A 24061-nucleotide genomic window follows, 5' to 3' on the forward strand; every position below is an offset into this window, starting at 1 on the left:
CGGAGCCTGTGGAGCGGGAGCGGTGCGGCCGTACGTCAGTCGCGCGGATGGCGCAGCCGCGCCGAGACCCAGCGGGCCCGGCGGCGGAGGATGCGCGGAATGCCGAGCCGGGGATCATGCAGAACATGCATAGCGTGCACCCGGCCCTGGAGGCCGCCCCCCTCATGAGTGCCCGGAGCCGCCGTGGCGGTCGAGCGACGATTGCGTGCTGCGTCACCGAAGTCGTGCGTCCAGCCCATACTCGGACGTCTGCCCGTGACGCATGGTCGGTAACCGCCCATCCGCCAGCCAATTGGCCTATGCGGCAGGCAAGTGGCTGTTCGTCGGACATGTGTGCGTGTCGGCTAGCGATCGGGCTCGGAATCCTTGAGCCAGCTGATGAGTTCGGCCGAGAATCCGGCCGGATCCTCCTCGTGGGGGAAGTGCCCCAGACCGTCGAAAAGTCGCCACCGGTACGGTGCCTCGACGTATTCGCCGGACCCCGCCGAGCTCCGGGTACGGACCGCCGGATCGAGTGAACCGTGCAGATGCAGCGTGGGCACCCGCACCGGCCGCTTCATGCGCCGGTTGAACTGGATGCCGTCGGGCCGCGCCAGCGAACGCACCATCCAGCGGTACGGCTCGATCGAGCAGTGCGCGGTCGACGGGATGGACATGGCGCGTCGGTAGACGTCCAGCGCCGCGTCGTCGGGGAACTCCGCCGTGCCCGGACCGGCCCACTCGTGGATCAGCCGCCCGACCAACGCCGCGTCGTCCGCGACGAGCTGACGCTCCGGCACCCAGGGCCGCTGGAAACCCCAGATGTACGAGCCCGCGCGCGACTGGGCGAAGTCGGAGAGCATCGAGGAGCGCCACCGGCGCGGATGCGGCATCGAGGAGACCACCAGCCGGCGCACCAGCTTCGGACGCATCACCGCGGCCGTCCAGGCCAGGTAGCCGCCCATGTCGTGGCCGACCAGCGCGGCGTCCGGCTCGCCGAGCGAGCGGATGACGCCGGTGATGTCGAGCGCCAGGTTGGCGGGGTCGTAACCGCGCGGCGTCCGGTCACTGCCGCCCACCCCGCGCAGGTCCATCGCCACGGCGCGGAAGCCCGCGTCGGCGAGCGCCGGGAGCTGATGGCGCCAGGTCCACCAGAACTGCGGAAACCCGTGCAGGAGGAGGACCAGGGGCCCTTCCCCCATTTCGGCGATGTGGAAGCGGGCACCGTTGGCCGCGACGTCCCGGTGGGTCCAGGGGCCGTCGAGGCGGACGGGGCCGCCGGCCGCCGCAGCGGGGCCCGGGGCGGGCGGAGTGGGGGCGGGGCCCGCCGGACCGGCCGGCCTGTCGTGGCCTGCCCGGTCTTCCGGGCTCACAGGGCGGAATGCGCTGGAATCGGGGACCGTCATGTGGATGAGCGTGCCACAGCCGACGCCTTGTCCTGGACCGGACGGTTCTCGATGGCCTTGTCCGCACGTGTGCTGCCGCCCGCCGGGAGGATGGCATCGGCGCCGACGCTCGCCCGCGGGTGCGGCTTGACGCCCTGCAGGACAGCGGCCGTCTGCTTGGCCGACGCGATGGACTTCTCCGGCGGCTTGACCTTCTTGAACTTGGCGTAGCCGAACAGGGCGAGCAGGATCCCCAGCAGGATGAACGCACCGCCCACGATCAGGAACGACCAGGCGAGCCCCAGTCCCAGGTTGTGGATGCCGTACGCGGCCGCGAAGCTCAGCACCGGGATCGCGAACAGAATCAGCACGCCCGTGACGATGAATGCCACGCTGCCGATGACGCCGCGCTTGACGTCCTGCCGCACCTCGGCCTTGGCCAGGGCAATCTCGTCGTGTACCAGCGCCGACAGTTCGGCCGTCGCCGAGGCGACCAGCTGGCCGAGACTACGGTCGGCGCTGCCCGCGTAATTGCCGGGGTCGCTCATCCCTGACTCCCTCTCCTGTTCAACACATCCGATGTCAGATCATGCCGGACTGTCCGGCTTGCTGCTCGCTGCCCCCGCCAGTTCGGCAAGGCGGCGGTGCTCGGCCGCCTTCTTCTCGTAGAGCGCGGCCATCCGCAGGTGGTACTCCGGATCGTCCTGCTCGTAGACGTCCGGAACCCCGGACGCGTCCTCGTCGAGTTCCTCGGCGTCGAACAGCTCCCGGTATCTGCGTACCCGCAGTTTGAGCAGTACACCGGAGAGTACGGCGGCAATCAGGGAACCGATGAGAACCGACGCCTTGATCTCGTTGATCATGTCGTCGTCGCCGACGAAGGCGAGCTCCCCGATCAGCAGCGAGACGGTGAAGCCGATGCCGGCGAGTGAGGCGACCGCGAAGACATCGGCCCAGGCCAGGTCCTTGTTCAGCTCCGCCTTGGTGAAACGGGTGGCGAGCCACGTCCCGCCGAAGATGCCGATCGTCTTGCCGACGACGAGTCCCAGGACGACACCGAGCGTTTCGGGCCGGGTGAACACACCGGCCAGCGCCCCGCCGGAGAGGGAGACTCCGGCGGAGAAGAGCGCGAAGAGCGGTACGGCGAAGCCGGCGGACAGCGGGCGGACCAGGTGCTCGATGCGTTCGCCGGGGGACTGCTCCTCGCCCTCGCGCCGGGTGCAGCGCAGCATCAGCCCCATGGCGACACCGGCGATGGTGGCGTGGATGCCGCTGTTGTACATCAGCCCCCAGATGACCAGGGCGAGCGGTACGTAGACGTACCAGCCGCGCACGTTCAGGCGCAGCAGCAGATAGAAGACCGCCAGGCCGACGAAGGCGCCGATGAGCGCGACGAAGTCGATGTTCTCGGTGAAGAACACCGCGATGATCAGGATCGCGAAGAGGTCGTCGACGACGGCGAGGGTCAGCAGGAACGCGCGGAGCGCGGACGGCAGTGAGGTGCCGATGACGGCGAGGACGGCGAGCGCGAAGGCGATGTCGGTCGCTGTGGGGACGGCCCAGCCGTCCGTGGAACCGTTGCCGGTCACGTTCACCAGCGTGTAGACGATGGCCGGTACGGCCATGCCGCACAGCGCGGCGATGACCGGGAGCGCTGCCGCTTTCGGGTCGCGCAGCTCACCCGCGACGAGTTCGCGCTTGAGCTCGACCCCCGCCACGAAGAAGAAGACCGCGAGCAGTCCGTCGGCCGCCCAGTGCGCCACGGAGAGATGGAGGCCGAGCGAACCGGGTCCGAAGTGGAAGTGACTGACCGACGAGTAGCTCGATCCGAAGGTGTTCGCCCAGATGAGTGCGCCCACGGCGGCGACCAGCAGGATGACTCCGCCGACGGTCTCCGTACGCAGGGCTTCGGCGAGGTAGTTGCGCTCGGGGAGCGGTAGGCGTCCCAGGAAGGTGCGACGGGGGGAAGGGGGTGCGGGGGTGGGCGTGGCCACGGGGGGAGACCTCCGGGTCGGTACGGCAGCGATGGCATGGCTGATGCACTTGCCGACCAGACTTCCCGGCACACCCTGTGGAGATTTCTTATCGTTTTATTGATCAGCTGCCACTGTACCCGGGGTGTGCGGGGCTGTGACCGGTGATGATCACCCTAAATGCCCGAAGGGCATCCGGCGCGTTGCCGGATGCCCTTCGGGGCGTGCGCTGTCTCCGAGGCCTCTGGGGCCCTCGGGGCCTGGCCCCGGAGCCTCAGGGTTCTCGGAGCCTCAGTCCTCGGAGGGGGACTGGGGCAGTTGGGTCTGGATGAGGTCCATGACGGATGAGTCGGTGAGTGTGGTGACGTCGCCCAGGGCGCGGTTTTCGGCGACGTCGCGCAGGAGGCGTCGCATGATCTTGCCGGAGCGGGTCTTGGGGAGTTCGGCGACCGGCATGATGCGCTTGGGCTTGGCGATGGGGCCGAGTGTGGTGCCGACGTGGTTGCGGAGTTCGGCGACGAGGTCGTCGGAGGCGGTGGCGGTGCCGCGCAGGATCACGAAGGCGACGATGGCCTGGCCGGTGGTCTCGTCGGCGGCGCCGACGACGGCGGCTTCGGCGACGGCCGGGTGCGAGACGAGTGCGGATTCGACTTCGGTGGTCGAGATGTTGTGCCCGGAGACGAGCATGACGTCGTCGACGCGGCCCAGGAGCCAGATGTCGCCGTCCTCGTCCTTCTTGGCGCCGTCGCCCGCGAAGTACTTGCCTTCGAAGCGGGACCAGTAGGTGTCGAGGAAGCGCTGGTCGTCGCGCCAGATGGTGCGGAGCATGGAGGGCCACGGCTTGGTGAGGACGAGGTAGCCGCCTCCGCCGTCGGGGACCTCGCGTGCTTCGTCGTCGACGACGGTGGCGCTGATGCCGGGCAGGGCGCGCTGGGCGCTGCCGGGCTTGGTCTCGGTGACGCCGGGCAGCGGCGAGATCATCATCGCGCCGGTCTCGGTCTGCCACCAGGTGTCCACGATGGGGCACGTGTCGGCGCCGATGTGCTTGCGGTACCACATCCATGCCTCGGGGTTGATCGGCTCACCGACCGAACCCAGGACCCGGAGGCTGCTCAGGTCGAACTTGGCGGGGATGTCGTCACCCCACTTCATGAACGTGCGGATCGCGGTCGGTGCGGTGTAGAGGATCGTGACGCCGTACTTCTGGACGATCTCCCAGAAGCGCCCCTGGTGCGGGGTGTCGGGCGTGCCCTCGTACATGACCTGCGTCGCGCCGTTGGCCAGCGGGCCGTAGACGATGTAGGAGTGTCCGGTCACCCAGCCGATGTCCGCGGTGCACCAGTAGACATCGGTCTCCGGCTTCAGGTCGAAGACCGCGTGGTGGGTGTACGCGGCCTGGGTGAGGTAGCCGCCGGAGGTGTGCAGGATGCCCTTGGGCTTCCCGGTGGTGCCCGAGGTGTAGAGGATGAACAGGGGCTGTTCGGCCTCGAACGCTTCGGGGGTGTGCTCGGTGGACTGGCGTGCGGTGATCTCGTGCCACCAGACGTCGCGTCCCTCGGTCCACGCGGTGTCCTGGCCGGTGCGGCGGACGACGAGGACGTGCTCGACGCTCTCGATGCGGGAGACGGCGTCGTCGACGGCGGGCTTGAGCGCGGAGGGCTTGCCGCGGCGGTAGCCGCCGTCGGAGGTGATGACGACCTTCGCGTCCGCGTCCTGGATGCGCGCGGCGATCGCGTCGGCGGAGAAGCCGCCGAAGACGACCGAGTGCGCTGCACCGATGCGGGCGCAGGCCAGCATCGCGACGGCGGCCTCGGGGATCATCGGGAGGTAGACGGCGACGCGGTCGCCCTTGCCGACACCGAGCTCGGTCAGCGCGTTCGCGGCGCGTGAGACCTCGTCCTTGAGTTCGGCGTAGGTGATGGCGCGGCTGTCGCCGGGCTCGCCCTCGAAGTGGATGGCGACCCGGTCGCCGTTGCCCGCCTCGACGTGACGGTCCACGCAGTTGTACGCGACGTTGAGCTCGCCGTCCGCGAACCACTTCGCGAAGGGCGGGTTGCTCCAGTCGAGCGTCTCGGTCGGCTCCGTGGCCCAGGTCAGGCGGTGGGCCTGCTCGGCCCAGAAGCCCAGCCGGTCCGCCTCGGCCTGCTCGTACGCCTCCGCTGTGACGTTGGCGTTCGCGGCCAGATCGGCAGGCGGTGCGAACCGCCGCTCCTCTTTGAGCAGATTGGCCAAGCTTTCGTTGCTCACGACATCTCCCATTCCCAGGGTGTCCGTTGTGTCCCGGGGCATAGCTCATCAGGCCGGGGGCCGGGTGACAAGTGCCTGCCGGGAATTGGTTTAGACCTGTGTCTTCGTGTATGGAGGCACGATCCCGCTTCCGCGGCGGGGTGATGCGGTGATGAGGTGGTGCAGCGAAGGTGGTGCGGTGTGTAGGTGGTGCAGGTGGTGCAGGTGGTGCAGGTGGTGCGGAAGCGGGGCCACAAGGTCACACGTGCCCGGGAGAGATGTGGTTCAGGCGCCGGTACGCGCCAGCTCGGCCGGATGGGATGGATTGACCGGGTCGGTCGAAGAGGACGGATGGGAAGGGCTGATCGGGTCGAACACCTCGTCGAGCCCGCTGCCGGCATTCGCGCCCTCGGTCAGCAGATACGACTGCGCCTCGGCCACGTGGAAATACATGCCATGGAGCTGAAGGGTGCCTTCGGCAAGGCGCCGTGACACCGACGTATGGGCCCGCAGGTGGTCGAGCTGCTGAACGACATTGGTGAGGCAGAGCTGCTCCACCGCATCGGCAGGCAGGCGGCCGGAGATCCGGGCCCAGGCACGGGTGCGCGAGGACATGCGCTCCAGGCTGGGGAGGCCGTGCCGGAGCCAGCGCCAGAGAGCGGTTTCCGGGCCGTCCGGCCTGCTGCCCAGCAACGCGTTCATCGCCCCGCAGCCGGAGTGCCCGCAGATGGTGATGGACTCGACCCCCAGCACATCCACCGCGTACTCGATGGCCGCACCGACCGAATGGTCGCCGGCCTCGGAGTCAGGCGGTGGCACCAGATTTCCGATGTTGCGGACCGTGAACAGGTCACCGGGACCGCTCGCCGTGATCATGCTCGTGACCAGCCGGGAATCCGCGCAGGTGATGAACAGCTGCGAGGGACGCTGCCCCTCCTCGGCGAGTCTCGCCAACTCTTCTCGGACCAGTGGAGCCGTATTGCGCTGGAACGAGCTGAGGCCGCTGACCAGCCGTTGACTGCCGGTCGGGCGTGGCCGGGCCGGCATGTGGTCTGGCTCGAAATCGCCTGCCCGATCCAGTGCGCGATCGGGCGCGTGATCCGGTGCGCTCCCGGGCGGGTGTTCCTCGGTGGGACCGAGTGCTGCGGGGTCGAGGAAGGATCCTGACCTCGCCCCGCCGTCCGAGTCCTCTGCGTACGGATGCGTACGCGTGAGCGTGGGAGTCGGTCCCCCGGCGCCGGTGACAGCGCCGGAGCCGGGCCCGGACCCGGTAGTAGCGTGGACGGGAATGCCGTCGATCGTCGCACCCGCACCCGCACCCGCAGCGTCATCAGTCACCGGCGCCGCTGCGTGCGTTTCCTTTCGGCCATCCACAGGTGTGATCGTTCCCGCGCTGCTGTTCGCATCTGCATTCACTTGTGCATTCGCTCCCGCGCCGGCGATGGGCACGTGCTCCGGCCGGTCGTGGCAGTGGTGGTTTCGCCAGGGAGTCCAGGGGCGGCAGCAGGAGTGCGCGGCGGAGGCGGGTTCGGCGATCCTGCCTCCGGACCTGCCCGTGAACGCGACCCGGCCGCCGTGGGCGGCATGGGCATTGCTCCAGTCATGGATCAGCTCGTATGCCGCGTGATCCATGAAGAATCCGTCCAACTCGACTACTGCGTCGGCGTCCTGCGGCAGCTGGCCCAGCGCTCTACTCAGGCGAGGCACGGCGAGGAACGTCAACTGCCCTCGTACGACGACCAGATGCTTTCCGTTGTGCTCGGAAACGGTGATCCGGGTACGGGCCAGCCGGTGCAGGGCGACGGCCACCGCCACAGCGATTCCGATCGCTACACCCTTGAGTACTCCGAAGAGCAGCACGCCGGTGATCGTCGCGCCGTACACCAGGAATTCGCGGTGCTTGTGAACGTTGCGGATGTGGGCGAAGTTCACCATCTGGACGCCCACCACCATGACGAGCGCGCCGAGGGCGGCCAGCGGGATCCACTCCAGCGCGGTGACCAGCAGGCCGGTGGCGAGCAGGACCCAGATGCCGTGCAGGACGGTGGAGGCGCGTCCGGTCGCTCCGGCCCGTACGTTCGCCGAGCTCCGCACCGCGCCGCCGGACACCGCCAGCCCGCCGAGGAGGCCGGACACGGTGTTGGCGATGCCCTGTGCCCGTAGCTCCCGGTCGAGGTCGGAGCGTTTGGTCGGGAGTGTGGCCGGGGAGAAGCCCGACTCGGTCGCATCGGCGGTGCGTCCGCCGGGGTGGCCGCCGCCCGGCTCGGCGGCCGACCGGGTCGACCGCTCACGGTTCCGGTCGGCAGTCAGTTTGTCCACCGCGACGGCAGCGAGCAGAGATTCCAGACTGGCCACGAGCATCATCGTGAATACGGCCGTGGCCAGGCCGAGCGCAGGTCCCTGGGGCATCTCAGGCAGGGCGTGCGAGCGCCAGGAGGGCAGGTCGACCCGCGCGATCGAGGGTGCTGCGAGCGCGGCCACGGCGGTTGCCACGGCCACCGAGGCCAGGGCTGCGGGCACTCGCCGCATGATCTGTCCGGCGCGTCCCGGAATGCGGGGCCACAGCACCAGGATCGTGACGGTGAGCCCGCCGATCAACGGTGCCGCCGGTCCCACGCGCTCCAACTGGGCCGGAAGATGCAATGCGTTGGAGACGGCCGAGCTCTGTGGCGTACCGCCGAGCACGATGTGCAGTTGAGCGAGTGCGATCGCCACACCGATGCCGGCGAGCGTGCCGTGGACGATGGCGGGACTGACGGCCAGCGCGCTGCGCGCCGCCCGTAGTGAGCCCAGCACGATCTGCAGCAGGCCTGCTCCGATGGTGATCGCACAGGTGGTGCGCCAGCCGTAGATCTGAATCAACTCGGCTGTCACCACGGTCAGTCCGGCGGACGGGCCGGAGACCTGCAAAGGGGTGCCGCCGAGCAGTCCGGCGACGATGCCGCCGACTGCGGCGGAGATGAGGCCTGCTTCCAGCGGGGCGTCCATGGCGACGGCAAGGCCGAGTGACATGGGGACGGCAAGCAGGAAGACGGTGATCGATGCGGACAGGTCGGCGCCCGCGATGCGGAATCGTCCGCCGCGGTGCGGCGGTGGCGGGCTGTGAGGTCGCTTGACTCCCGAGGATCGGGGAGGGCGCGAACTGCGGGATGAGTGGTCATGACGAGTGGGGACGCAAGCAGACATGTTTCCCGTCTCCTCCGGGGCAGCGCGGTCGCGGAACGTGGGGACGCGGCCGTGGGTCACGGCGTGCAGCGGCGGGATATCTCAACTCTCGGTAAACAGATCGTAATGGAGAGTAAAGATGCATGTCCAGGATTAAGGGCAAATGGGCCATTCAAGCACCCGTTCCAGTGAATAGGCAGCTTTTCATCCGGCCTGTCGCCCGAATTTGTGTGCAGTGCGTGCGACTTTGACCGCGCCGTGTCGGCGCTTCGGCGCAAGTTACCTGCGAGGAAGAGGGTGGGCGGATGATGGCCGCCACGAAGTGGTTCGTCCGGGGCGTCATCGCTGTCGCGCTGGTCGCGGGAGTGGCTGGCTGTACCGGGGCGGGTTCCGGCCCGGGCGGTTCGGGTCCCGGTGCCGCGAACGGTGCCGCAGGAGCGAAGAAGAAGGCGGCCGAAGCGGCGCCCAAGAGCGTGTTCCGGCTCATCGGGGACGGCTCGACCGCCTTCACGGGTGCCCAGCCGAAACAGCCGGCTGTGCATCGCCTGGCGCCTGGTCAGAAGCCTCCGCAGTTCGTGGTCTTCTCCTGGGACGGGGCAGGAGAGGACAGCCAGCGGCTCTTCTCCCACTTCCGCGAGGTGGGCAAGAAGTACCACGCGAACATGACGTACTTCCTCAGCGGCGTGTACCTCCTGCCTGAGGCGAAGCGCAAGCTCTATGACCCGCCGAAGCACAACGCGGGCAGTTCCGATATCGGCTTCAACGACACCGAGGGCATCCGCGACACCCTTGCCCAGGTCCGTGGTGCCTGGCTGGACGGCAATGAGATCGGTACCCACTTCAACGGCCACTTCTGCGGCAAGGACGGCGGTGTAGGTACCTGGTCCGTCGACGAGTGGAAGAGCGAGATCAACCAGGCCAAGTCGTTCGTGAAGGGCTGGAAGAGTAACGATCCGGATCTCAAGGACGACAAGTCGCTGCCCTTCGACTACGACAAGGAACTGATCGGCGGCCGGACGCCCTGCCTGGAAGGGCAGAAGAACATGGTTGCGGCGGCCCGTTCGATGGGCTTCCGCTACGACTCCAGCGGAGTCAACGACCAGGTCTGGCCGAAGAAGAAGGACGGCATCTGGGACCTCTCGATGCAGCTCGTTCCAGTGCCGGGGCGCGAGTTCGAGACTCTGTCGATGGACTACAACTTCATGTTCAACCAGTCCGGTACGACGCAGGGCGATCCGGACCAGCACGAGTACTGGGGCGATCAGATGCGGGACGGCCTGATCCAGGCCTTCGACCGCGCATACGACGGCAACCGTGCCCCCCTGATCATCGGCAACCACTTCGAGTCCTGGAACGGTGGCACGTACATGCGCGCCATCGAGGAGACGATCGAGACGGTGTGCACCAAGGAAGGCGTGCGCTGTGTGTCGTTCAAGCAGCTTGCTGACTGGCTGGACGCACAGGATCCGGCCACGCTCGCCAAGCTCGGCACACTGAAGGTCGGCAAGGCACCGACAACCAGCTGGGTGTCGTTCCTCGGCGGGGGTGCGAGTCCCCGCAAGGGTGAGGGTGAGGCCCAACGCCAGGGGCAGGCCGAGGCGAAAGCGCCCGCCGGATCTACGGGTCACGAGGCCGACCACTAGGGCGACTGCGACACCGGGGGTGGGGGCGCCCCCACCGCATAAGCCGTTGCGTCGGCTGGTGGGCCCACCGCTATGCCATCCGTTACGTCGGTTGGCCGGCGAGCTGGGCCGTCCGTTGCGTCGATGGTGGGCGGGCCGGCTGTCTGCCGAGGAGAAGCCATGGCATCGGCGGTCGGGTAGCCATGGCGCCGGCGGTCTGGAGGCCGCGGCGCCAAAGGTCGGGAGACTGCGGCGCCAGCGGTTGGGAGGTCACCGTGCCCGAGGCCGGGAGGCTGTGGCGCCGATGGCTGGTCGCCGGGACGATGCGTCTCGGCTGGTCCCCGAGCGGGCAACGGCCAGGGCCTGTCCTGTCCGGTAGATCGAGACAGGGCATGCCCTGGCTGTAGCCGCTCAGGCGGGCTGGGCGGCCTCGGCCTGCGCGTACCGCTCGTCGAGTACGAAGGCAGGGTCGACCTGGGCGGCCAGGTCGGCCCCCGTCTTCTCGTTGCCCCAACTCTCCGCGTTCTTCAGATGGAAGTGGACCATCTGCCGCGTGTAGCGCTCCCAGTCCCGCTGTCCGTACGAGTCCTCCGCGGCGTTCTGAAGGAACTGGAGCGCCATCCGGTTGTCCGCCTCCAGCAGCTCGAAGCGGGCAGGGCGTCCCTTCTCCATGGCCCGCACCCAGTCGGAGTGCCCGATGGTGACCAGCAGGTCGTCGCCGACCTCGGAGCGCAGGAACTCAAGGTCGTCCTCCCCCTGCACCTTGTTGCCGACAACCTTCAGTGCGACGCCGAAGTCCTGGGCGTACTCCTTGTACTGGCGGTAGACCGAGACGCCCTTGCGGGTCGGTTCGGCGACCAGGAACGTCATGTCGAAACGGGTGAACATGCCGGAGGCGAAGGAGTCCGAACCGGCGGTCATGTCGACCACGACGTACTCCTCGGGGCCGTCGACGAGGTGGTTGAGACAGAGCTCGACCGCGCCGACCTTGGAGTGATAGCAGGCCACCCCCAGGTCCGACTCGGTGAACGGTCCCGTGACCATCAGCCGGATGTCCCCGTCATCGAGCTCGACCGTGCGGGCGCAGGCGTCGTAGACGGGGTTGTCCTCGCATACCCGCAGCAGCCGAGAACCCTCGCCCGGCGGCGTCGTCTTGATCATCGTCTCGGCCGACGTGATGCGCGGATTGCTGCCCCGCAGATACTCCTTGATCAGTGGCAGCTGCGCCCCCATGGCGGGCAGGGACGCCGCGTCCTTCTCGTCGAGGCCGAGCGCGGCCCCGAGATGCTGGTTGATGTCGGCGTCCACCGCGACGACGTGAGCTTCATTGGCGGCAAGGTGGCGGATGAAGAGCGAGGACAGCGTGGTCTTGCCGCTGCCGCCCTTCCCTACGAAAGCGATCTTCATGTTCACCTAGGGTAGTCGCATGATTGCTTTCCGCTGCCATGGTTCGTGAAGAATGCCACTCCGGACGGGCAGGTGCGCACGGGGCGCGTAGCCTCGCTACTTATGAGTACGACTTCCTCGGACCCGCTCGCCGCCCTGGGTGCACTGCCAGGTGTGCCCGATGCGGTGGACTCCGTACGCAAGGCTGTCGACCGGGTCTACGGGCACCGTGTCATGCGGCGCCGCAGTAATGAGGTGACCGCCGAGGCCGCACTGAGGGGCGCTCGGGGGTCGGCGGCACTCTCCGGCGCCGACTGGAATCTTGAGGAGGTCCGCCGTCGGACCGACTTCAGCGGTGACGGTGAGGCGCACGTGATCGGGGCAGCGCTGCGGTTGACGGCCGAGGCGGGTCAACTGCTCTCCATTTGGCGGCAGTCCCCCTTGCGGGTCCTCGCGCGACTTCATCTGGTGGCAGCCGGAGGCGCGGCGCCGGAGGATGCGGTCGGGCGGCCCCGGCTGGCGGGCGAGCCGGTGGACGAGCCTCTGATCGAGGCGCCCCTGCCGGGTGCCGACGAGGTCGCGGGGCGGCTCGAGGGACTCAGCGGGCTCATTCTTTCGGGGAGTGCGGCTCCCGCTCTGGTGACGGCCGCAGTCGTGCACGGCGAATTGCTGGCCCTGCGCCCCTTCGGGTCGTACAACGGCCTGGTGGCGCGGACCGCTGAACGGATCGTGCTGATCGGAAGCGGTCTCGACCCGAAGTCGATCTGCCCCGCCGAGGTCGGACATGCGGAACAGGGGCGGGCCGCTTACGTTGCCGCCTTCGAGGGCTACCTGTCGGGGACGCCGGACGGCATGGGTGCCTGGATCGCGCACTGCGGCCGGGCGGCGGAGCTGGGCGTCAGGGAGTCGACTGCGGTATGTGAGGCCCTTCAGCGCGGTGCGGCGTAGCGGGAGACTCGCCGCGCGATGACCTCCTGCCGGAACCTGTCCGGCTTCGGCTGCTCTGCCGGCCAGTGAGGGCCGCCTTCGCGCCGGGTGGAAAGGGTTGCGGCGGTACCGTCCTCGGTACCGCCGCTGGCATGTCCGCCCAGTTACCAAGCGTCCTCGATATATGCCCATCAGGTCGGATGCTTTGTCCGTTCCTGGTGCGGCTGGCCCGTAATCGACGGGTCGACGTCGCGTGGGTGCCCGGCTTTCATGCGCGGTCCGTGGGGCCTTCTCTGCGTTACAGGTCATCCTCTCGGATGTCCTTGGTCTCGCGGGCCGTTGAGTCCTTTGTACTCCAGGGTCCGGGTGAGCGGAAGTGCTGACCAGACTTCTTTACTTTTATGTTCAATTACGGACGAGTTGGTTCAAAGAGGAAAGCGCGGGGCGGGTAGGAGGTGAGGGGGTGCGGGGGATGCGGGACGGGGTCGGCGTCAGTGGGTGTGGCGCCCGGTGCCGTGTGTCCCGCGGTGGCGCCCGGCGCGCCGTGTGCCGGTGTGGGCCGGGGGACTCCGCGCAGGTCGGTGGAATCGGCGCCCCCCCCGCGCGCGGAGCCGTCACGCGGTACCCATCACTCAGTACCCATCGCGCAGAGCCCGGGTATCTGAGGGCTGGCTACGCGGACGCCGTGGTGGTGCGTCGGCGAGCGGTGTACCAGACGAGGCCGGCTGTGAGTGCCGCAGCGCCCACCGCTGCAGCGGCCATGAGCGCGGGCCGCGGTGGCATCGAGAGTGAGGGCAAGCGTTGCTTGAGTCGGACCGGGCGGTCGAAGACGAGAATCGGCCATTCCCGAAGGGTCGCTTCACGCCTCAGCGCGCGGTCCGGGTTGACCGCGTGCGGATGACCGACGGATTCCAGCATCGGCACATCAGTGGCTGAATCGCTGTATGCGTAGCAGCGGGTGAGGTCGTAGCCCTCGGACACGGCAAGAGCCCTGATGGCCTCGGCCTTCGTGGGTCCGTACGCGTAGTACTCCACCTCCCCGGTGAAGCATCCGTCGTCGCCGACGACCATTCGGGTGGCGACGACGCGGTCGGCGCCCAGTAGCTCACCGATCGGTTCCACGACTTCGGCGCCCGAAGTCGACACGATCACCACATCGCGGCCGGCGGTGTGATGCTCCTCGATGAGGGTCGCGGCTTCGTCGTAGATGATCGGGTCGATCAGATCGTGCAGGGTCTCGGCGACGATTTCCTTCACCTGCTGGACGTTCCAGCCCTTGCAGAGCGATGAGAGATATTCACGCATCCGCTCCATCTGGTCGTGATCTGCGCCCCCGGCAAGGAACACGAACTGTGCGTACGCGGTGCGCAGTACGGCGCGGCGGTTGATCAGTCCGCCTTGGTAGAAGGACTTGCTGAAGGTCAGCGTCGATGACTTCGCAATGACCGTCTTGTCCAGGTCAAAGAAGGCGGCTGTGCGCGGCAAGAAGCGGTTTTCCACAAGGCAGAGCATAGGGGCCCACCATTCGGCGTAAACCCCGGCGCGTGGGTTTGCTTGAGAAGGCTCTCGGGTACACCATGGAAGTCACGGATCGTTCGCGACCGTGCTAACCCGGTCCGACTCCTCCCCCCCCGAGTCGGCCGTGGGGACGACCCCCGCTCTCCCCCCCGGCGGGGGTCGTCGCATGTCCGGGCGCGGTTCTGTCGCTCGGAATCGAGCATTTCTCCTCCTTTTCGGCCGTGATGGCCCACAGGCGTGATCGCCTCCCATCAGCATGCATCGTCACGATGTGTGACGGAAGGGCTGCACTCGGAAGTCACTGGTGTGGGCGACGGAGTTATTCACAACGGCGGAGCTGTCCACAGTTCTTGAGCAAGATCCACACGATTTCCGGAAGCACTGCACCGTGATTCCACCCGTGAAGTCCACGGGTCTGGAATCACCGTTTCTCGGAACGCTCCGAGAACGCCGCGAACCGTGGTGAAGGTGAGTGAAGAAGGGGGCGGAGATCGTGGCTGAATCCAGTGCACGGGATCGTCTGCCGGCAGTCGAGGCACGACGGGGCGGACCGCTGATCGTGACCGAGGATGTGGAGCTGCTCGACGATCTGCTGCGGCTGTGCGCAGCCGCCGGAGCGGAGCCCGAGGTCCATCACACGCTGCCGGACCGCAGAGGGGGATGGGAACAGGCGCCCATGGTTCTCGTGGGCGACGATGCGGCGACGCGATGCCGCGGGGCGGCTCGCAGGCGCGGTGTGATGCTCGTGGGACGCGATCAGGATGCCCCCGAGGTGTGGCGCAGGGCGGTGGAGATCGGGGCCGAGTATGTGCTGCGTCTGCCCGATTCGGAGAACTGGCTGGTCGACCAGATCGCCAACGCGGCCGAGGGGGTCGGCCGGCCCGCGCTGACCGTCGGAGTGATCGGTGGCAGGGGAGGCGCCGGTGCGTCCACCCTGGCCTGTGCGCTGGCGGTGACAGCTGCGAGGGCCGGACAGCGGACCATGCTGATCGACGGCGATCCGCTGGGTGGGGGCATCGATGTGCTGCTCGGTGGGGAGCGCGCCGAGGGGATGAGGTGGCCTGATTTCGCCCATTCCAAGGGGCGGGTCGGTGGGGGAGCGCTGGAGGAGTCGTTGCCGGCGCTGCACGGGCTGCGCGTCCTCAGCTGGGGCCGTGACGACTGGGTCGTGATTCCGCCGCAGGCCATGCAGGCGGTTCTTGGCGCCGCCCGAAGGCTGGGCGGAGTGGTGGTGGTCGATCTGCCGCGCCGGATCGATGAGGCGGTGGCCGAGGCGCTGGCGCAGTTGGACCTGGGGCTCTTGGTGGTGCCCGGGGAACTGCGGGCGGTCGCTGCGGCGAAGCGGGTGGCGTCGATGGCCGGAATGGTGCTGGAGGACCTTCGCGTGGTGGCGCGCGGACCGTACGCGTCCGGGCTCGACGACCGGTGGGTGGCGCATGCCATGGGGCTTCCTCTTGCCGGTGAACTCCCCTTGGAGCCGGGGCTGCTCGCCGAACAGGACATGGGGGAACCACCGGGTAACAGCCCTCGTGGGGCGCTGGCCAGGTTCTGTTCGGCCTTCTGGGACCGGGCACTTGCCGGCGAGACGGCCGGAGGCCCGGCTGCCAGGGGAGGCGCGTCATGACCGAGGCCCTGCTCGACGCGGTGCGGCAGCGGCTGGCGGAGAGCGGGGTGGCGCCGACTCCGGCGGGTGTGGCGGCGGCTCTGAGGGCCCAGGGGCGATTGCTCGGCGACATCGAAGTGCTGGGTGTGGCGGACGAGTTGCGTGGCGAACTGATCGGGACCGGCGTGCTGGAGCCGCTGCTCGCCGATCCTGCCGTCACGGATGTGCTGGTATCCGCACCTGACCGGGTGTGGGTGGACCGGGGCCGCGGGCTCGAACTCACCTCGGTGTCCTTCACCGACGCGGGAGCGGTCCGCAGGCTGGCGCAGCGGCTGGCGGCCGTTGCTGGACGGCGCCTGGACGACGCCAGGCCTTGGGTGGACGCCCGCCTTCCGGACGGAACCCGGATGCATGCCGTGCTCCCGCCGGTCTCGGTCGGATCGACGTGCTTGTCGCTCCGGGTGGTCCGGCCGAAGGCGTTCTCGTTGCGGGAGCTGGTTGCGGCCGGGACGGTCCCACCGGGCGGTGACCGGGTGCTGCGGGCTTTGGTGGAGGCCCGGGTCTCCTACCTCATCAGCGGTGGAACGGGAGCGGGAAAGACGACGCTCCTGTCCAGCATGCTCGGCGTCGTGGGGGAGCGGGAGCGGATCGTGCTCGCCGAGGACTCGGCCGAGCTCCGGCCGGACCACCCGCACGTGGTGCGCCTCGAGTCGCGCCCTGCGAATCAGGAGGGTGCCGGGCGGGTGACCCTCCGGGACCTGGTGCGGCAGGCCCTTCGTATGCGCCCCGACAGGCTGGTGGTCGGAGAGGTGCGAGGTGCCGAGGTCACCGAATTGCTGGCGGCCTTGAACACGGGGCATGAGGGCGGCTGCGGGACTGTTCACGCGAACGCCGCCGAACACGTTCCGGCGCGGCTGGAGGCGCTGGGGACCGCTGCGGGTCTGGACCGGACGGCACTTCACAGCCAGTTGGCGGCAGCGTTGTCGGTGGTGGTCCATCTCGTACGGGACCGGACCGGGCGGCGAAGGATCTCCGAGGTTCAGGTGCTGGAACGCGATGGAGCGGGGCTGGTGGTGACCGTGCCCGCGCTGCGCTGGGGAGCGGCCGGATTCGAGCGTGAGCGGGGCTGGGAGCGGCTGCGGACGTTGATCGGGGGCGAGCGGTGAGCGGTGGTGCGTCGACGGGCGTGCCGGAAGCGGCGTACGCGGCCGCGCTGTGCGTGGCAGCAGCTGCCGGTCTGGGAGCCGTTGAACGAAGGCGAGGGCGCCGGAGAGCACGGGTGCTGTTCGGCGACGGAGTCGGACAGGCGCCATTTCGGGAGAGCTGGGATATCGGCAGGAGTCGGGTTCGCGGGTGGCTGAGCCGGCGGCGGGAGTGGCTGTGCCTGCCGGTCGCTCTGGTTCCAGCCGTCCTTGGCGAGTCCGTGCTGCCGGTGATCGCGGGGGTGGCCGTGGTTCCCGTGGTGCGGCGGTGGCTGCGGAGAAGGGAACTGCGCAGGGAAGGGGAGCGGCGTGCCGCGGGCGTGGTGGACCTGTGCGGCGCCGTGGTGGGCGAGCTGAGGGCCGGGCACGAGCCGGGGCAGGCGCTGTTGGTCGCGGTGCACGGCACGCGGGTGCTGGGTGCGGCGGGCCCCGGGGTGTCGGCCGCGGCCCGGTTCGGGGGCGATGTCCCGCGGGCGCTGGGGCAGGCGGCGTGCGAGCCGGGCTTGGAGGGGCTCGCGGGAGTGGCCGCTTGCTGGCGGGTGGCAGCGGATGGCGGTGCCGGTCTCGCGGCCGGTCTGGACCGGTTGGAGGTCGCGTTACGGGCCGAGCTGCGCCGACGGGAGGAGCTGCGGGCCCAACTGGCCGGTGCCTGGTCGACGGTCGCGGTGCTGACGCTGCTGCCGGTGCTGGGTCTGGGGCTGGGAGCGGCACTCGGGGCCGATCCACTGGGTGTGTTGCTGCACAGCCCCGCCGGACTGGTCTGTCTGGTGCTGGGCGGATCGCTGGAAGCGCTCGGGCTGTGCTGGGCCACCCGGATCGTCCGTAAGGGAGAAGTCGCATGAGCGCCCTGGTCGCCGAAGTTGTCCACAGGGTGGGGGTGGTGGGGCTGGTGCTGGGCGTGTGTGTGCAGGTGGCTCAGGCCCTGGTGCGACGCCGGACAGGGCAGCGGGTGCGGCGGCGAGGTCTGGCACTCCTCGCGGTGTCCTCCATCGGTCCGGTGTCCCCCGTCGGCCCGGGATCCCTTGGCGGGCCGGCCGGCATACGCGCGGCCGGCCGCATGCGATGGCCGCACTTCGCCGCCGGTGCCAAGCAGTGGGCGGCGGTGCTGGGTGCCGTTCTGACGGGCTGGATTCTGGTGGGCGGTCCCGCGGGGTGGGCGGTCGGACTGGCGGCGGCCTGCGGTACGTGGAGGTGGCAGCGCACGCGGCTCGGGCAGGCGTCGAGAGCCGCTGCCGACGAGGCGGCGCGAGCAGAGGAGTCCATGCGCTGGCTTCCGCTGGCGGCAGATCTGCTGGCGGCCTGCATTTCTGCGGGGGCCGGTCCGCGCGAGGCGGCGGAGGCGGTCGGCGCGTCGCTGGGCGGGTGCGTCGGTGAGCAACTCGCGCGTACGGCTGCGGAGATCCGCCTCGGCGGCGACCCGGCAGTGGCCTGGGGGAGGTTCGGAGAGATACCGGGTGCCGCCGCTCTGGCGCGCTGTCTGTACCGGGCCGGTGCGACCGGCGCTCCCGCGGCGGAGCCGGTATCGAGGCTGGCCGAGGCGATGAGGGCCGAGCGGGCGAGCGCGGCGGTGGCGCGGGCGCAGCGGGCCGCGGTGTTGATCACTGCGCCGGTCGGGCTCTGCTTCCTTCCTGCCTTCCTCACCGTGGGCGTGGCTCCTGTGGTGATCGGGCTGGCAGGGGGACTGCTGCAGCCTTGATATTCCACAAGTCATAAATAGAGGCAATTCACACAAAAAGTATTGATTTACGGGGGTTTGAAGTGATGCGGAATGTCGTGCGCTGGATGCGAACCGTGGCGCGCAAGGTGCGGTCGGACGTCGGAATGACGACGTCCGAATACGCGGTCGGAACGATCGCGGCGTGTGCGTTTGCCGCGGTGCTCTACAAGGTCGTCACCAGCGCGCCGGTCATGGCTCAGTTGCAATCACTGTTGAAGGACGCACTCGATGCGAAATTCTGATCAGGGAACCTGGGCGGAAGGCTGGGGCGAGAGGGGCGGGCGGGAGAGACACGCCCGGGTGAGAGGCGGACCGGCGAGGCGGTGCGGTGACTGCGGGGCGGTGACGGCTGAGGCGGCCATGGCGATCCCGGTGCTGGTGATCTTCGCGCTTGCCCTGTTGTGGGCGCTGATGGCGGCCTCGGCCCAGATCCGGTGTGTGGACGCGGCTCGAGCCGGTGCGCGGGCGGCAGCCCGTTCCGAACCGGAGGCGCAGGTGAGGGAGGCCGCACTCTCTGCGGCACCCGACCGGGCCCGGGTCGAGGTGGAGCGGGCCGGGGATCTGTGGCGGGTCACCGTCGCGGCGTCGGCGCCCGGCCCCGGGCCGCTGACTGTGGCACTGAGCGCGGAGGCCGCGGCGGCAGCCGAGGATGCGGTGGAGGCCCAGGACGCGGCGGGGGCGGCGCCGTGACGCGGCCCGGCCGCCCCCGGGGGCCGGCGCTGGGGTCGCATCGGCTGGGTGTGCGCGGGAAGGGGCGGGATCGAGGACTGGCGACCGTGTGGTCTGCGGTGACCGCGCTGGCGCTGTGTGTGGTCTTCGCGGTGGTTCTGGCTCTCGGGCAGGTGGTGGTGGTTCGGCATCGGGCCGGGGGCGCGGCCGACCTGGCCGCGCTGGCTGCTGCCGACCGCGCTCTGGAGGGGGCCGCCGCGGCCTGCCGGTCCGCCAGGGAGGTGGCTGCGGCGCAGGGAGCGGAGGTGGTGCGGTGCACCGTCCAGGGGGAGATTGCCGATGTGACGGCCCGAGTCAGGCGTGGGCCGTACGCGCCGCAGGTCAGGTCCCGGGCGGGTCCGGTGACCGCGGTGCCCGCTCAGGCCCCCGGAGAGCGAGGTGTCCCTGGAGAACCTGGTTCCTCCGGAGAGCCCGGCACTTCCGGAGGACCCGATTCCTTCGGAGAGCCCGGTGCCTCTGGACAACCTGGTTCCTCTGGAGAACTTGGTGCCACCAGCGGGCTGAATTCCTCTTGAGAGCTAGCTGGACTGCCCCGTGGAGCCGGACTGCCCGGCAGGACCTGACTCCTCCGCGGTGTCTGCCCCGCCTGCCCCGCGCGTCCTGTCCGCCCGGTGCGGCCCGGGCATCCTGTCCGCACTGCCCGGGCCGGGTGGGGCGGACCGGAGGAGTTCCGTGAGCAGGCGGACGGCGCCCCGTTTGTGCAGCGGTTCGTTGCCGTTGCCGCACTTGGGGGACTGGATGCACGACGGGCAGCCCGCCTCGCACTCGCAGGACGCGATCGCTTGGCGTGTGGCGGCCAGCCAGTCGTGGGCGGTGTGGAAGGCGCGTTCGGCGAAACCGGCGCCGCCGGGGTGGCCGTCGTACACGAAGACGGTCGGCAGCAGCGTGTCCGGATGCAGCGGCACGGACACTCCGCCGATGTCCCAGCGGTCGCAGGTGGCGAAGAGCGGCAGCATTCCGATCGACGCGTGTTCGGCGGCGTGCAACGCGCCGCCCAGGATCTCCGGGTTGATCCGTGCCGTGTCGAGTTGGTCCTGGGTGACCGTCCACCACACGGCCCGGGTGCGCAGCGTGCGGGGCGGAAGATCCAGCTTGGTCTCGCCGAGCACCTCGCCGGTGATCAGTTTGCGACGGAGGAAGGAGACGACCTGATTGGTCACTTCGACGGAGCCGTAACAGAGCCGCCCGTCCCCCCAGGGGATCTCGGTATCGGTCTCCAGGACGGCGATGGCGGTGGTGTCGCGGGCGGTCGTCGAGTAGGGCGGATTGGCTTCCTCGACGAGCGCGACCGAGTCCTCCAGATCCAGTTTCCGGACCAGATAGGTGCGGCCTTGGTGGAGGTGGACGGCGCCCTCGTGGACGGCGGTGTGCGCGGCGGACTCGTCGACGGTGCCCAGCAGCCTGCCGGTGCCCTCCTCGACGATCTGGACGGGGCGGCCGCCCTCGCCCCGGATGTCGGTGAGGTCGGCGGCCCGCTCCCGCCGGGTCCAGTGCCAGCCCGAGGCCCGCTTGCGGAGCAGCTTCGCGGTTTCCAGCTGCGGCAGCAGCTCTGCCGCGGCTGGGCCGAAGAGGGCCAGGTCCGATTCGGTGAGCGGCAGCTCGGCGGCGGCGGCGCACAGGTGGGGGGCCAGCACGTACGGGTTGTCCGGGTCGAGGACGGTCGACTCCACAGGCTGCTGGAACAGCGCTTCGGGATGGTGGACGAGGAAGGTGTCCAGCGGGTCGTCGCGGGCCACCAGGATGGCGAGGGCGCCTTGGCCGGCCCGCCCTGCGCGGCCGGCCTGCTGCCACAGCGAGGCTCTGGTGCCTGGGTAACCCGCGATCACGACCGCGTCCAGGCCGGAGACGTCGATGCCGAGTTCGAGGGCGGTGGTGGCGGCCAGACCGAGAAGGCTGCCGGAATGCAGAGCGTGCTCCAGGGCGCGGCGCTCCTCGGGGAGATAACCCCCGCGGTAGGCGGCGACCCGGGAGGGCAGAGAGCGGTCGATCTCGGCGAGGCGTTCCTTGGCGATGACGGAAATGAGCTCGGCGCCGCGCCGTGAGCGTACGAAGGCGACGGAACGCACTCCTTGCACGGTCAGGTCGGTGAGCAGGTCGGCGGTCTCGGCTGTGGCGGTTCGACGCACGGGGGCGCCCTTCTCGCCGGACAGCTCCGTCAGCGGCGGTTCCCACAGGGCGAAGACCAGCTCGCCGCGCGGGGAGGCGTCGTCGGCGACCTCCGTGACCGGGAGGCCGGTGAGACGGCCGGCCGCGACGGACGGCTCCGCGGAAGTGGCGGAGGCGAGCAGGAAGACCGGATCGGCTCCGTAGCGGGCGCACAGGCGGCGTAGCCGGCGCACCACCTGGGCGACATGCGAGCCGAAGACACCGCGATAGGTGTGGCACTCGTCGATGACGACATAGCGCAGGGCGCGCAGGAAGGAGGACCAGCGGGGATGGGACGGGAGTATCCCCCGGTGCAGCATGTCGGGATTGGTGAGGACGTAGTTGGCGTACTGGCGTACCCATTCGCGTTCTTCGACCGGGGTGTCTCCGTCGTACACAGCGGGCCGGATCCCGTTGCCCAGGGGAGCCGCGAGGTCCCTCACCGAGCGCCGCTGGTCGGCTGCCAGGGCCTTGGTGGGGGCGAGGTAGAGGGCGGTCGCCCCACGGCCGTTGGGGGCCTCGGAGCCGTCCAGGAGGGCACTGAGGACCGGGGCGAGGTAGGCCAGGGACTTGCCGGACGCCGTACCGGTGGCGATCACGACCGACTCGCCGTCCAGTGCGTGCTCGGCCGCTGCGGCCTGATGGGCCCATGGATGATCGATGCCGGCCTTCTGGATGGCGGCGATGACTTCCGGACGGATGCGATCGGGCCAGATGGCATGGGTTCCCGTGCGCGGGGGCAAGTGCTCCGTATGAGTGATGCGCGCGGACCGGCCCGCCCCTGCGGCGAGCCGGTCGAGGACCATGTCGGGAGAGGGGCGGGAAGCCCTGCTCTCGGGCGGTCGACTGGGGCGGTGATTCTTGGCCATCGGCACCGAGTGTGTCACTGGCGAGACGGACAATGGTCCCAAGGCGTCGTGCATGGCTGCCCGTAAGTGATTGAATGCCATCGCGGCTGGCGATCCGTCCCCTGGCTCCGCCGGGGAGACCGAGGGGCGACCGCTCGATAGCAAGGTGCTGGAGGATCCGTGGACCTGTCCTTGTCGACTCGCAATGTGTCCGGCCCTGGTGGCGACCGTACGGTCGTCGAGGTCGGTGGCGAGATTGATGTGTATACCGCGCCCAAGCTGCGCGAGCAGTTGGTCGAGTTGGTGAATGACGGCAGCTACCACTTGGTTGTCGACATGGAAGGCGTCGACTTCCTCGACTCCACCGGCCTCGGCGTGCTCGTGGGCGGCTTGAAGCGTGTTCGGGCCCATGAGGGCTCGTTGCGACTGGTGTGCAACCAGGAGCGCATTCTCAAGATTTTCCGCATCACCGGTCTGACCAAGGTGTTCCCGATTCACACCACGGTCGATGAGGCCGTGGCGGCGACCGACTGACGTCCCGCCCGCGGTCGGGCCGGCCCTGGGGCCGGTCCGGCGGTGGTCGGTGCGACGGCGGTCCACACCAGGGCCGCCGGATCGGCGGTGGGCGTGCATCGGCGGCCGATGGTTCCGGCGGCCGGTGTCCGACACCCCTTCGTCACTCGTTCGGCGGATTGCGGCTGACATTCATCTGATGGCCGACGGACCGGTCGCCATGCGATTCGGATCACCGCTTCGCAGACTGCCGAACGACTGCCGAACGACTGCCGAACGACTGCCGAACGGCTGCCGAACGGCTGGCGAAACAACTGCCGAACCACCGTCGGACGATTGTCGGACGGCGGCTGCGCGTCAGCTGGATGGCCGGGGCGCGGTCGGCCCGGTGGTTCGGCCGATCGGTCAGCGGTTTCCGCAGACAGAGTCAGGAGTACAGGGCCGCGTGTCCGGCTCCTGTGGATGCACACACGTACGTTCGAGGGGGATCGCATGGCCACCGTTGAACTCCGCTTCAGCGCCCAGCCCGAACACGTCAGAACGGCCCGCCTCGTGGCGGCTGCCGTGGCGCGCCGGGCCGGGGTCGACGAGGCCGTGCTCGACGAGGTCAGACTCGCCGTGGGGGAAGCCTGCAGCCGGGCGGTCGGGCTGCACCGCAGCCACGGCATCACAGCGCCTGTCACGGTCGTCCTGATCGAGGAGGAGAAGTCCTTCTCCATCGAGGTCGGCGACGAGGTGCCCGGCCCGGGTGCCGACGGGTCCGTGCCCGGTGTCGGATCCGGACGCGGCGACGCCACGCCCGGGGTGGGACTGGATGAGCCGGAACCGGACGCCGAAGGCGACGGCGAGGACGAGATGGGTCTCGCGGTCATCAGCGGTCTGGTCGACGACGTCGAGGTCAGGTCCGGTGCGGACGGCGGAGTGATCCGTATGAGCTGGCCGAAGACGCCGGCCACCGTGCTGTGAGCCGGGGGCGCACGCCGGCCACCGTGCTTTGAGCCCGGGGCGCACACCGGACGCCGTGCTGTGAACCGGCCGAAGGCCATCGGCCCCGCGCGTCGGGCCGGGGCGGTCACCGATCACCGTGCTCCGCACCGGCTGCCGACGTTGGTCACCGTGCTGT

General features: G+C 69.4%; 20 protein-coding genes. 11 read left to right on the plus strand and 9 right to left on the minus strand.

Annotated features, from left to right (window positions below):
* Positions 1-35: 35 nt before the first annotated feature.
* The 6 genes from ACGFZA_RS32320 to ACGFZA_RS32345 form a co-directional block, all read right to left on the minus strand.
* Positions 36-239, minus strand: coding sequence for a hypothetical protein (locus tag ACGFZA_RS32320; RefSeq protein WP_385277183.1), 204 nt, complete (start codon positions 237-239; stop codon positions 36-38).
* A gap of 105 nt (positions 240-344) precedes the next feature.
* A complete protein-coding gene (locus tag ACGFZA_RS32325) occupies positions 345-1385 on the minus strand; it encodes an alpha/beta fold hydrolase (RefSeq protein ID WP_385277185.1) in 1041 nt (346 codons plus the stop codon).
* Positions 1382-1912, minus strand: a complete 531-nt coding sequence (locus tag ACGFZA_RS32330; RefSeq protein WP_385277187.1) for a phage holin family protein — start codon at positions 1910-1912, stop codon at positions 1382-1384. Before ACGFZA_RS32330 ends, ACGFZA_RS32325 begins: the two co-directional genes overlap by 4 nt.
* 39 nt (positions 1913-1951) lie before the next feature.
* On the minus strand, positions 1952-3358 hold the full coding sequence (gene nhaA / locus ACGFZA_RS32335) for a Na+/H+ antiporter NhaA (RefSeq protein WP_385277189.1): 1407 nt from the start codon (positions 3356-3358) through the stop codon (positions 1952-1954).
* A gap of 270 nt (positions 3359-3628) precedes the next feature.
* Complete coding sequence (acs, locus tag ACGFZA_RS32340) at positions 3629-5626, minus strand: acetate--CoA ligase (RefSeq protein ID WP_393683811.1); 1998 nt, start codon at positions 5624-5626, stop codon at positions 3629-3631.
* 222 nt (positions 5627-5848) lie between these two features.
* A complete protein-coding gene (locus ACGFZA_RS32345) occupies positions 5849-8749 on the minus strand; it encodes a bifunctional SulP family inorganic anion transporter/carbonic anhydrase (RefSeq protein ID WP_393683813.1) in 2901 nt (966 codons plus the stop codon).
* Positions 8750-9033: 284 nt separating this feature from the next.
* Here ACGFZA_RS32345 and ACGFZA_RS32350 point away from each other — a divergent pair, with 284 nt between their 5' ends.
* Positions 9034-10371: a hypothetical protein gene (locus ACGFZA_RS32350; protein WP_393683815.1), complete on the plus strand. Its 1338-nt coding sequence runs from the start codon at positions 9034-9036 to the stop codon at positions 10369-10371.
* A 390-nt stretch (positions 10372-10761) separates the two neighbouring features.
* On the opposite strand, the gene ACGFZA_RS32355 is transcribed toward ACGFZA_RS32350, so the two are convergent.
* Positions 10762-11757 (minus strand): ATP-binding protein, encoded by a 996-nt coding sequence (locus ACGFZA_RS32355; protein WP_385277197.1) that lies wholly within the window; start codon positions 11755-11757, stop codon positions 10762-10764.
* Between the two features lie 102 nt (positions 11758-11859).
* On the opposite strand from ACGFZA_RS32355, the gene ACGFZA_RS32360 reads away from it, so the two are divergent.
* Positions 11860-12684: an oxidoreductase gene (locus tag ACGFZA_RS32360; RefSeq protein ID WP_385277199.1), complete on the plus strand. Its 825-nt coding sequence runs from the start codon at positions 11860-11862 to the stop codon at positions 12682-12684.
* 651 nt (positions 12685-13335) lie between these two features.
* On the opposite strand, the gene ACGFZA_RS32365 is transcribed toward ACGFZA_RS32360, so the two are convergent.
* On the minus strand, positions 13336-14175 hold the full coding sequence (locus ACGFZA_RS32365; RefSeq protein WP_385277201.1) for an HAD family hydrolase: 840 nt from the start codon (positions 14173-14175) through the stop codon (positions 13336-13338).
* A 565-nt stretch (positions 14176-14740) separates the two neighbouring features.
* On the opposite strand from ACGFZA_RS32365, the gene ssd reads away from it, so the two are divergent.
* The 7 genes from ssd to ACGFZA_RS32400 all read left to right on the plus strand — a co-directional run bounded on the left by ssd (position 14741) and on the right by ACGFZA_RS32400 (position 19947).
* Positions 14741-15805 carry a septum site-determining protein Ssd gene (gene ssd / locus ACGFZA_RS32370; RefSeq protein WP_385277409.1) on the plus strand — a complete coding sequence of 355 codons (1065 nt, stop codon included), beginning with the start codon at positions 14741-14743 and terminating at the stop codon, positions 15803-15805.
* Positions 15802-16950: a TadA family conjugal transfer-associated ATPase gene (locus ACGFZA_RS32375; RefSeq protein ID WP_385277203.1), complete on the plus strand. Its 1149-nt coding sequence runs from the start codon at positions 15802-15804 to the stop codon at positions 16948-16950. The genes ssd and ACGFZA_RS32375 overlap by 4 nt, the downstream gene beginning before the upstream one ends.
* The gene (locus ACGFZA_RS32380) at positions 16947-17828 is read left to right on the plus strand and encodes a type II secretion system F family protein (RefSeq protein ID WP_393683818.1); all 882 of its coding nucleotides are present in this window, start codon (positions 16947-16949) and stop codon (positions 17826-17828) included. Before ACGFZA_RS32375 ends, ACGFZA_RS32380 begins: the two co-directional genes overlap by 4 nt.
* Positions 17825-18682: a type II secretion system F family protein gene (locus ACGFZA_RS32385; protein WP_393683820.1), complete on the plus strand. Its 858-nt coding sequence runs from the start codon at positions 17825-17827 to the stop codon at positions 18680-18682. The genes ACGFZA_RS32380 and ACGFZA_RS32385 overlap by 4 nt, the downstream gene beginning before the upstream one ends.
* A gap of 65 nt (positions 18683-18747) precedes the next feature.
* Complete coding sequence (locus ACGFZA_RS32390; RefSeq protein WP_385277209.1) at positions 18748-18945, plus strand: DUF4244 domain-containing protein; 198 nt, start codon at positions 18748-18750, stop codon at positions 18943-18945.
* A gap of 100 nt (positions 18946-19045) precedes the next feature.
* Entirely contained in the window at positions 19046-19393 is a 348-nt protein-coding gene (locus tag ACGFZA_RS32395; RefSeq protein WP_385277211.1) for a TadE family type IV pilus minor pilin, read from the plus strand.
* Positions 19394-19512: 119 nt separating this feature from the next.
* Positions 19513-19947 carry an Rv3654c family TadE-like protein gene (locus ACGFZA_RS32400; RefSeq protein ID WP_393684150.1) on the plus strand — a complete coding sequence of 145 codons (435 nt, stop codon included), beginning with the start codon at positions 19513-19515 and terminating at the stop codon, positions 19945-19947.
* Between the two features lie 3 nt (positions 19948-19950).
* Here the strand turns inward: ACGFZA_RS32400 and ACGFZA_RS32405 are convergent, their stop codons facing one another.
* On the minus strand, positions 19951-22527 hold the full coding sequence (locus tag ACGFZA_RS32405; RefSeq protein ID WP_393683823.1) for a DEAD/DEAH box helicase: 2577 nt from the start codon (positions 22525-22527) through the stop codon (positions 19951-19953).
* Positions 22528-22605: 78 nt separating this feature from the next.
* On the opposite strand from ACGFZA_RS32405, the gene ACGFZA_RS32410 reads away from it, so the two are divergent.
* Positions 22606-22959 carry an STAS domain-containing protein gene (locus ACGFZA_RS32410; protein ID WP_003967428.1) on the plus strand — a complete coding sequence of 118 codons (354 nt, stop codon included), beginning with the start codon at positions 22606-22608 and terminating at the stop codon, positions 22957-22959.
* Between the two features lie 471 nt (positions 22960-23430).
* Positions 23431-23904 carry an ATP-binding protein gene (locus ACGFZA_RS32415; protein ID WP_385277215.1) on the plus strand — a complete coding sequence of 158 codons (474 nt, stop codon included), beginning with the start codon at positions 23431-23433 and terminating at the stop codon, positions 23902-23904.
* Positions 23905-24061: the final 157 nt, after the last annotated feature.

Origin of the sequence: Streptomyces sp. NPDC048211, assembly GCF_043202315.1 — a bacterium.
Taxonomy (GTDB): Bacteria; Actinomycetota; Actinomycetes; order Streptomycetales; family Streptomycetaceae; genus Streptomyces.